The organism is Citrobacter amalonaticus, assembly GCF_018252635.1.
GTDB lineage: Bacteria > Pseudomonadota > Gammaproteobacteria > Enterobacterales > Enterobacteriaceae > Citrobacter_A > Citrobacter_A amalonaticus_E.
In genome coordinates this window covers 1-350 of the sequence record NZ_JAGTXM010000064.1, presented here as the reverse complement: position 1 = coordinate 350, position 350 = coordinate 1, and the positions used below count along the sequence as shown (strand labels likewise).

Here is a 350-nt window from a genome sequence, read left to right as displayed (position 1 = left end):
ACCCAGAACATCCGCGGCTACCTGCTGGAAAGCGGGCAGTCGGCGCTGTCGTTGCCGGCCAACCTGCGCAACCTGAACCCGGTTTCCACGAGCTGCCCAAGGATGACCAGCTGGTACTGGTCGATGTGCGTCCGGCCGGCCGCCTGTACCTGGTGTTCCTGCGTTCGCGTGCGGAGATGCTGGCGTTCTGGTTCGGCATCGTGCCGGTGCTGCTGACCCTGTTGGCGGTGTATGGCGCCAGCTGGGTCACCTACCGGGCCTCCAAGCGCCTGGTGTCGCCGGTGAACTGGTTGGCACGGCGCGTCTCGCGCTGGGACCCGGGCCACCCGGAGGCGGCCGACCTGGAACCG

Annotated in this window: 1 protein-coding gene; it reads left to right on the top strand. The window is 68.3% G+C overall.

The genetic code is table 11. From position 1 onward, the window contains the following. Positions 1 to 350, top strand: a 350-nt coding sequence (locus KE671_RS22725) for a hypothetical protein (protein WP_211986833.1), incomplete at both ends; no start/stop codon positions are given.